General features: G+C 68.8%; 7 protein-coding genes and 2 tRNA genes. 2 read left to right on the plus strand and 7 right to left on the minus strand.

Annotation, left to right across the window (positions count from 1 at the left end):
- The 6 genes from ACY0I8_RS14270 to ACY0I8_RS14295 form a co-directional block, all read right to left on the minus strand.
- A partial coding sequence (locus tag ACY0I8_RS14270) for an LON peptidase substrate-binding domain-containing protein (RefSeq protein ID WP_461395296.1) occupies positions 1-1461 on the minus strand: 1461 nt, incomplete at its 3' end.
- 16 nt (positions 1462-1477) lie between these two features.
- Positions 1478-2737, minus strand: coding sequence for an ATP-dependent Clp protease ATP-binding subunit ClpX (gene clpX, locus ACY0I8_RS14275; RefSeq protein ID WP_461395297.1), 1260 nt, complete (start codon positions 2735-2737; stop codon positions 1478-1480).
- Between the two features lie 33 nt (positions 2738-2770).
- Positions 2771-3364: an ATP-dependent Clp protease proteolytic subunit gene (gene clpP / locus ACY0I8_RS14280; RefSeq protein WP_459941200.1), complete on the minus strand. Its 594-nt coding sequence runs from the start codon at positions 3362-3364 to the stop codon at positions 2771-2773.
- A complete protein-coding gene (tig, locus tag ACY0I8_RS14285) occupies positions 3357-4682 on the minus strand; it encodes a trigger factor (RefSeq protein WP_461395298.1) in 1326 nt (441 codons plus the stop codon). Before tig ends, clpP begins: the two co-directional genes overlap by 8 nt.
- A 109-nt stretch (positions 4683-4791) precedes the next feature.
- Positions 4792-4875: transfer RNA gene (locus ACY0I8_RS14290), tRNA-Leu, on the minus strand.
- A gap of 151 nt (positions 4876-5026) precedes the next feature.
- Positions 5027-5102: transfer RNA gene (locus tag ACY0I8_RS14295), tRNA-Lys, on the minus strand.
- A 230-nt stretch (positions 5103-5332) separates the two neighbouring features.
- Here ACY0I8_RS14295 and ACY0I8_RS14300 point away from each other — a divergent pair.
- Both ACY0I8_RS14300 and ACY0I8_RS14305 read left to right on the plus strand, forming a co-directional pair.
- Entirely contained in the window at positions 5333-5710 is a 378-nt protein-coding gene (locus tag ACY0I8_RS14300; RefSeq protein ID WP_461395299.1) for a PilZ domain-containing protein, read from the plus strand.
- 4 nt (positions 5711-5714) lie between these two features.
- Positions 5715-6875 (plus strand): SIS domain-containing protein, encoded by a 1161-nt coding sequence (locus ACY0I8_RS14305; RefSeq protein WP_461395300.1) that lies wholly within the window; start codon positions 5715-5717, stop codon positions 6873-6875.
- A 968-nt stretch (positions 6876-7843) separates the two neighbouring features.
- On the opposite strand, the gene ACY0I8_RS14310 is transcribed toward ACY0I8_RS14305, so the two are convergent.
- Positions 7844-7980, minus strand: a 137-nt coding sequence (locus tag ACY0I8_RS14310) for a transposase (protein WP_461394759.1), incomplete at its 5' end; no start/stop codon positions are given.

Consider the following 7980-nt stretch of genomic DNA (forward strand, 5'->3'; position numbering starts at 1 on the left):
CATGCGGTCGCGCAGGGGTTCCGGGATGTTCGGCAGGTAGTTGGCCGTGGTGATGAAGAGAACCCGGCTCAGGTCGTAGTCGAGATCGAGGTAGTGGTCGTTGAAGGTGTCGTTCTGCTCGGGGTCGAGCACCTCCAGGAGCGCCGAGGCCGGATCCCCCCGGAAGTCCATGCTCATCTTGTCGACCTCGTCGAGCAGGAACACGGGGTTGGAGCTGCCGGCCTTCCGGAGGCTCTGGAGGATCTTGCCCGGCATGGAGCCGATGTAGGTGCGGCGGTGGCCCCGGATCTGGGCCTCGTCCCGCACCCCGCCGAGGCTCAGGCGCACGAACTTCCGGCCCACGGCCCGGGCGATCGACCGGGCGAGGCTCGTCTTCCCGACCCCCGGCGGTCCCACGAAGCACAGGATGGGGGACTTGGTCGTGCCCACGAGCTTCAGGACCGCCAGGTACTCCAGGATCCGGTCCTTCACCTCCTTGAGCCCGTAGTGATCCTCGTCGAGGATCTTCTGGGCCTCGGGGATCTCGACCTTGTCCTGGGTCACCTCGTTCCAGGGCAGCTCCAGGATCCAGTCGATGTAGGTGCGCACCACCGTGGCCTCGGCCGAAAGGGGCGACATCATCCGGAGCCGCTGGAGCTCCTTGCGCGCCTTCTCCTTGGCCTCATCGGGCATGTCCTTTTCTTCGATCTTCTTGGCGAGCTCCCGGATCTCGGCCTGGGCGTCCTCCCCCTCGCCGAGCTCCTTCTGGATCGCCTTCATCTGCTCGTTGAGGTAGTACTCCTTCTGGGTGCGCTCCATCTGCTTCTTGACCCGGCGCTTGATGCGCTGCTCGAGCTCCAGCACCTCGGTCTCGGCGCGCATCATCTCGTAGAGGCGCTCCAGCCGCCGGATCGGGTCGATGATCTCCAGCAGTTCCTGCTTGTCCGCGGTCTTGAGGGTCAGGTGGGAGGCGATCGTGTCGGCGAGCCGGCCCGGCTCCTCGATCGTCTCGGCCGAGCCCACGAGCTCCGAGGGCAGCTTGCGATTCAGCTTCACGTACTCGCCGAACCCCTCGACCACGGTGCGCATCAGCGCCCGGCCCTCGCTGGAGGCGAGCTCGGGCTCCGGGATCTCCTCGACCTGGGCGAGAAAATAGCGGTCCGAGGCCAGAAACCCCCGGATCCGGGCCCGGCGCTTCCCTTCCACCAAAACCTTGACCGTGCCGTCGGGGAGCTTCAGCAGCTGGATGATGGCCCCGATCGTGCCCACCTCGTGGATGTCGTCGGGCGAGGGGTCGTTGATCTTGGCTTCTTTCTGGGCCGCGAGCAGGATGTCGCGGTCGCCGGCCATGGCCTCCTCGAGGGCGGCGATGGACTTTTCCCGGCCGACGAACAGGGGGATGACCATATGGGGAAACACGACCACGTCCCTGAGCGGGATGAGCGGCAGGGCGCGGCCACGGGCAAACCAGCGGGTTGTCATAGGCGTTTGTCGATCCTCAGGCCGTGCCGACCCGGCCGGCCTCGTCCTCTTCGTAGCAGAATATGGGTCGTTCCTTGCGGGTGATGGCGTCCTCGTTCACGATGACCTCGCGCACGTTCTTGAGGCTCGGCACCTCGTACATGACGTCGAGCATCACCGACTCGAGGATCGCCCGGAGCCCCCGGGCCCCGGTGTTGCGGCGCATGGCCTCGGCCGCGATGGCCCGGAGGGCCCCGTCGGTGAAGGTGAGCTCCACCCCCTCGAGCTCCAGGAGCTTCTGGTACTGCTTCACCAGGGCGTTTTTCGGTTCGGTGAGGATCCGCACGAGGGCGTCTTCGTCGAGTTCGTGGAGCGCCGCGTGGATCGGGATCCGGCCCACGAACTCGGGGATCAGGCCGAACTTCACCAGGTCCTGGGGCTCCACCAGGTCTAGGAGGCCGGCCTTGCGCTTCTCTTCCCGGCTCGCCACCTGCGCCCCGAACCCGATGGACTTCTTGCCGATCCGCTGCTCCACGATGTCCTCGAGCCCCACGAACGCCCCGCCGCAGATGAACAGAATGTTGCGGGTGTCCACCTTGATGTAGTCCTGCTGGGGGTGCTTGCGGCCGCCCTTGGGCGGCACGCTCGCCACCGTGCCCTCGAGGATCTTCAGCAGCGCCTGCTGCACCCCCTCGCCGCTCACGTCCCGGGTGATGCTGGGCCCCTCGGACTTCTTGGCGATCTTGTCGATCTCGTCGATGTAGACGATGCCCTTGGAGGCCTTGTCCACGTCGTAGTCGGCGTTTTGTAGAAGGTTCAGGATGATGTTCTCCACGTCCTCGCCCACGTAGCCGGCCTCGGTGAGGCTCGTGGCGTCGGCCATGGCGAAGGGCACCCGGAGCATCCGGGCGAGGCTCTGGGACAACAGGGTCTTGCCGCACCCCGTGGGCCCCATGAGGAGGATGTTGGACTTTTCGAGTTCCACGTCGTCCCGGGTTCGGGGCGGCGTGTGGATCCGCTTGTAGTGGTTGTACACCGCCACCGACAGGATCTTCTTGGCCGACTCCTGGCCGATCACATACTCGTCCAGGAACGCCTTGATCTCGGCCGGGGAGGGGAGTCCCTCGGCGAGCCCCTCGGGCACCGAGGTCTCCTCGGCGATGATGTCGTTGCACAGGGTGATGCACTCGTCGCAGATGTACGCCGACGGGCCCGCGATGAGCTTGCGGACCTCGTCCTGCCCCTTGCCGCAGAAGGAGCAGTACAGCCCTCCACCTTTGCCTTTCCTCGGATTCACGTCGTGCCTTCTCCCGGGCGAGACGGGTCGCCCTTACGTGTCGGGTCGCCGTTCGATGACCTTGTCGATGATACCATACTCAAGGGCCTGGCGACCGTCCATGAAGAAATCCCGATCGGTGTCCCGGGCCACGGTCTCGATGTCCTTCCCGGTGTGGTGCGAGAGGATCCGGTTGAGTTCCTCGCGCAGCCGCAGGATCTCCCGGGCGTGGATCTCGATGTCCGTGGCCTGGCCCTGGAACCCCCCCATCGGCTGGTGGATCATGATCCTCGAGTGGGGCAGGGCCCAGCGCTTGCCCGGCGCCCCGGCCGCCAGCAGGAGCGCCCCCATGCTGGCGGCCTGGCCGAGGCACAGGGTACACACGTCGGGACGAACGTACTGCATGGTGTCGTAGATGGCAAGGCCGGCCGTCACGAGCCCCCCGGGGCTGTTGATGTAGAGGTAGATGTCGGCCTTGGGGTCCTCAGATTCGAGAAAGAGGAGCTGGGCGATCACCAGGTTCGCCACGTTGTCGTCCACGGGCGAGCCCAGGAACACGATGCGGTCCTTGAGGAGCCGGGAATAGATGTCGTAGGCCCGTTCCCCCCGGCCCGAGCGCTCCACCACGAACGGGATCAGGTTACTCATCGCCGGCCTCCCCCTGGCCCTCCAGTTCCTCGGGGTCCACCTCTTCCACGGTGCACCCCTCGACCACCTTCTCGATCACCCGCTGCTCCAGCAGGTAATTGCGAAGCCCCTCGAGGCGGCCGCCCTGCTCGAAGAAGCTCTTCACGAGCGACACGGGCCGGCCGTCGGCTTGGGCGATCTCCTCGATCCGGGCGTCCACGTCGGCGTCCGTGATCTCGATGCCCTCGGCCCGGGCGATGGCCCCCACGAGATACGCCCACCGCACCGTGCGCTCGGCCGCCGCCCGCTGGTTTTCGCGGAACTGCCCCTCGTCGATCCCGATCTGGGCGAGGTCGAGCCCGCGCCGGGCCAGGTCCTCCTTGATCCGGGCCATCGAGAACTCCAGCTGCTCCTGGACCTGGCTCGGGGGCACCTCGAAGGGGTTCGCGTCCAGGAGCGCGTCGATCAGCCGGTCCCGGAACCGGGTCTCGGCCGCCTTCTCCTTCTCGGCCCGGATCTGGTCCCGGATCTTGTCGCGCAGCTCCTCGAGCCCCTCCACCTCGGCCACGTCCTTGGCGAACTCGTCGTCGAGCTCGGGCACCGTTCGGACCTTGACCTCCTTGACCGTCACCTGGAACTGGGCGGTCTTCCCCGCAATCGCCTCGTTGGGGTAATCGTCGGGAAAGGTGATCTCCACGGTGCGCTCTTCGCCGGCCTTGGCCCCCTTGAGCTGCTCCTCGAACCCCTCCACCAGGGTTCCCGTCCCGAGGATCACGGAGCGGTCCTCCCCGCTCCCGCCCTCCAGGGGCTCGCCGTCCACGGTGCCCGCGAAGTCCATCACGACCATGTCGCCCTCGGCCGCCTCGTGGCCCTCGGGCGCCGGCTCGAAGGTGGCACGGGACTGGCGCAGACGCTCCAGCTGCTCGTCCACCTCGGCCTCGTCCACCTCGACCCGCTCCTTCTTGAGGGTGAGCCCCGTGTACGTCCGGGCCTCCACCTCGGGGCGGACCTCGATCACCGCGGTGTAGGCCAGGGCGCCCTCCTCCGGCATGGACTGGATCTGGATGTCGGCGTCGGACACCGGGACGAGGTTCTCCGAAAGCACCGCCTCCCGGTACGACTCCTCGATCAGGCGGCCGAGCACGTCGGCCCGGACCCGGTCGCCGTAATGGCGGCGGATCAGGCTGAGGGGCGCCTTGCCCTTGCGGAACCCGGGCAGGGTGACCGACCGGCGCAGGTCCCGCAGGGCGGCCTCTTCCTCCTGGGCCACCCGCTCGGCCGGGATCTCCACCGAAAGCTTCTTTTTCACGGGGCTGATGGATTCGACCTCGGTTTTCATCTTGTTCTCCTTCGGCGGCACACGCGGACCGGGTTCCCCTCGGGGCCTCCGGCCTCGCTTCGACAACTCTCTAGGGATCAGGGGGCGACGAAACGGGAAGTCAAGGAAATGGTGCGAGAGGGGGGACTCGAACCCCCACGGCCGAGCCGCTGGATCCTAAGTCCAGTGCGTCTACCAGTTCCGCCACTCTCGCTTGGATTCGCGCTGAAGGTCCCGTGTACGCGGAGTGTGGGCCTTTTGGTCGACGGCCGCAAGTGTGCCACGCGGTGCCCGCACCCGCGAAAAGGCGGGAGGGACATGGCAAACGGCGCCGCCCCGGGGGGCGGCGCCCGTTGGTTGTCGGGTGGTGAGCCGTCAGGGACTCGAACCCCGAACCCGCTGATTAAGAGTCAGCTGCTCTACCAGTTGAGCTAACGGCCCACGGCTTGGAAGCGCGAACGGTACCGAACCCCCGGGGGGGTTGTCAAGGCCTCCGCCCCCAAGAAAATGCTCCCGGGCCGGACCCGCCGCCCTCCGGCCGGTTGCCCGCCTCGCGCCCCGGGCGTAAAGTGCCGGGCGTTCCCGTCCGATCGGAAGGCGTACCGAAGGGACGCGGGCGGGAGCGGAGCCCGGCGACCGAGGACCCGAAATCCGTACCGAGGAGGGATCCGATGCAGCGGCGGCGGCGAACCAGGGTGGCGGCCGGCAAGGAGGCCACGGTGGAGTGGGGGGGCCAGAGCCTCCACGGGGCGTTGCGGGACCTGAGCCTCAAGGGGGCGTACGTGGCGGCGGCGCCCGGCCCGCGGCCCGAGGCGGGGCAGGGCGTGACCTGCCGGATCCACCTGGAGCCCGGGGCGGCGGAGCTCGACCTCGTGTTGGCCGCGCGGGCGGTGCGGGTGGAGGAGGGGGGGGTGGCCCTGGATTTCGTGGAGGTGTCCGCCGAGTCGTTCCCCCACCTTCTGCGGCTCGTCCAATACAACGCCCCCGACCCCGACGAGATCGAGGCCGAGATCCTGGAGCCCGCGTTCCGGCGGGGCGAGGGGGACTGACGCCGTGTCGCCCGGGGACACCCCGCAAGACGCCATGGGGCTCGAGCTCGCCGAGCAGCCCGGGGTGTGGGGGGCGCTCCTCGGCCGGTTCGGGGAGGCCCGGGAGGCCGTGGCCGGGGCGCTGGGGGGCGAGCGGCCGAAACGGGTCGTGGTGGCCGGGTGCGGCGACTGCCACGCCGCGGCCGAGTGGGCCGAGTGGCTCTGGGAGCCCCACCTGGGGGTGCCGGTGCGGGGTCTGGCGGCCATGGAGGTGAGCCGGGCCCGGACGCACCTCCTCGGGCCGGGGACGCTCCTGGTGGCCCTCAGCGTGTCGGGAAAGACCCCCCGGGTCCTCGAGGCCGTGGCCTGCGCCAGGGCCCGGGGGGCCCGGACCCTGGCCCTCACCGACCACCCCGGCTCCCCCCTGGCCCGGGAGGCCGACGGGGTGCTGTGCCTGGGCACCGCCCCGGCCGAGGCCCTGGACCGCACCGACTACCGCGATCCGGGGGCCGCGGCCTACTCCGGGTACCACCGGGCCGTTCCCCAGACCAAGACCTTCGGGGCCATGCAGCTCGGGCTCGCCGCCGTGGGCGAGGCCCTGGCCGGAAGGCCCCTGGGCGCCTGGGGGGTGCTGCCGGGGGCGGCCGGGTCGGCGGGCGAGGCGGCGGCCGCCGCCGGGGCGCGGGCCGCGGAGCGAGCCCGGCCGGGGTGCCGGATCGGCCTGGCCGGCACCGGCCCCGGGTGGCCGGCGGCCCGGTTCGGGGCCTACAAGCTCCTGGAACTCGTCATCCCCGCGGCGGCCTACGAGACCGAGGAGTTCTGCCACACCGGGTACCTGGTGACCGGGCCGGGGGACCTGGTGCTCTTCTTCGTCCACGACGAACCCGCCTTCGAGCGGGTGGGGGAGATCGAGGCCGTGGTGGCCGGGGAGATCGGGGCCACGGTCCAGGCCCTTTGCACCTGGACCCCCGAGGGGCCTCCCCCGGGCTGGGCGGTGCCCCTGCCGGCGGTGCCGCCCGAGGTGGCGGGGATCCTGCTGCCGTTCGCCGCGGCCCATTGGGTCCGGGCCCTCGCCCGGGCCTGGGGCGTCAACACCGACCGGTTCCGGGCCGGGGTGGACGAGGAGCGCTACGTGTCGGGCTCCACCCGGATGATCCGCCGGTCGCGCATCCGCGTCCTGGCGTAAACCACCACGGAGGACACGGAGAACACGGAGGAAGGGCCGGGTTCGCTCTGCCGTCCAGCCTCCCAAGTAACTTCTTGCTAGGACGTTAGGATGCTAGGACGCTAGGACGCTAAAATCATTTAGGATTCCAGCGTCAACGGTTGTCCCACCCTGTGGGAGCGGCTTCCAAGCCGCGACCATGTCCTTTCGGGCCTTTGGCCCGGATCGCGGCGTGGACGCCGCTCCCACCCCTGAGCCCTGACTCGGACGTTACTGTCCTGCGTAGCGGGGCCCCAAAGGGGCCCTGGGGAGCTTCCAAGTAACTTCGGTCCACGGTCGGCGGTCTCGCGGTCGTCGGTCCCGTGGTCCAGACGGCCCCGGCGCACCGTGTGGCCGAGGCGGAAGTTATTGTTTTTGCAAACAGGCCGCGCCCCGCGCGGCTTACCGGAGCTTCCAAGTAACTTCGGTCGTCGGTCGCCGGTCTCGCGGTCTGCGGTCCCGTGGTCCAGCCGGCCCCGGCGCACCGTGTGGCCGAGGCGGAAGTTATTGTTTTTGCAAACAGGCCGCGCCTCGCGGCCTACGGAGCTTCCAAGTATCTTCGGCTGGGACGCTGGGAGGCTGGGACGCTAGGACGCGAAAATCATTCGTGATTCCAGCTCCACAGGCTGTCCCAACCCGTGGGAGCGGCTGCCGTATCCGGGGCCAGATTTCAGAAGCCGGAGGTCAGAGAACCCCCTGTCCTCTGTCGTCTGTCCACTGACTCCTGACTCGGTCGCCGGTCTTCGGTCCCTTGGCCCTGGCCGAGGTGGTCCGGTCCGCGGCCGGAAAGCGAAACGGTGCGAATCCCTTCAACAGGATTGCCGGGGGCGGGTGGGGGACTGGTTCCGGCCGGGCGCGAGTGCGGCACCCGATCGCCGCGCCTTTCCATGCCGTTGTCGGCTCGACAGGCCGGGGCGGCGGTGGCGGACGTTCCGGATCTTAATAAAGGCTCATCCGGCAAATGATGGGGTGGGCTCGTGGATGAACAGGACTCGCAGTTTGAAGTACTCCTGGTCCCGGAAGCCATAGGCCTGGCGCTTGAGCACCTTGATCTTGTTGTTCAGCCCCTCCAAGGGGGCCGTGGTGA

Source organism: Deferrisoma sp. (assembly GCF_054681715.1).

Coding starts and splice junctions, on each gene's coding strand:
- tig (WP_461395298.1), bottom strand. CDS start 4,682: ATGAAAACCGAGGTCGAATCCATCAGCCCCGTGAAAAAGAAGCTTTCG.
- clpP (WP_459941200.1), bottom strand. CDS start 3,364: ATGAGTAACCTGATCCCGTTCGTGGTGGAGCGCTCGGGCCGGGGGGAA.
- ACY0I8_RS14300 (WP_461395299.1), top strand. CDS start 5,333: ATGCAGCGGCGGCGGCGAACCAGGGTGGCGGCCGGCAAGGAGGCCACG.